This window comes from Savagea faecisuis (assembly GCF_042675605.1).
GTDB lineage: Bacteria > Bacillota > Bacilli > Bacillales_A > Planococcaceae > Savagea > Savagea faecisuis.
Map to the genome: position 1 here is coordinate 1 of NZ_JBHTJF010000031.1, position 512 is coordinate 512.

At 46.5% G+C, this 512-nt stretch carries 1 tRNA gene; it reads left to right on the plus strand.

Annotated features, from left to right (window positions below):
* The first annotated feature begins 95 nt into the window (after positions 1-95).
* Positions 96-171, plus strand: a tRNA-Ala gene (locus tag ACFQ0V_RS09045).
* The last annotated feature ends 341 nt before the right edge of the window (positions 172-512 follow it).

The following is a 512-nucleotide window of genomic DNA, read 5'->3' on the forward strand; positions in this document are numbered from 1 at the left end:
CAGCTGGTTAGAGCGCACGCCTGATAAGCGTGAGGTCGGTGGTTCGAGTCCACTTAGGCCCACCATTGAATGTTTGACCTTTTTAAATTGATAAAGGGGCCTTAGCTCAGCTGGGAGAGCGCCTGCCTTGCACGCAGGAGGTCAGCGGTTCGATCCCGCTAGGCTCCACCATAGAACATTGAAAACTGAATAAAACGACATTGAAATAACAACGAAACAAACCGAGTAATACATGAATGTCTTCTTTATATCGCTATAAAGAACCATTCCGAAATGCAGGAGCGGACATCATACCCCCGCACACCACATTTCAAATAAATTAAAGTTTCAAGAAGCGAGCAGGACTAGGAAGCAAATGGAACGAGGAAGGCGCGTAGTTTCGCTACGTAACTGACGAGTGACATGCAGCTGACGACGTCATGCGAAGCTTATTGGAAGTTTAGAAAATTGGTAAGAAACGAGTAGTCCTAGGAAACGAACAGAATGAGAAGGGAGCGTAGTTCGCTACGTGA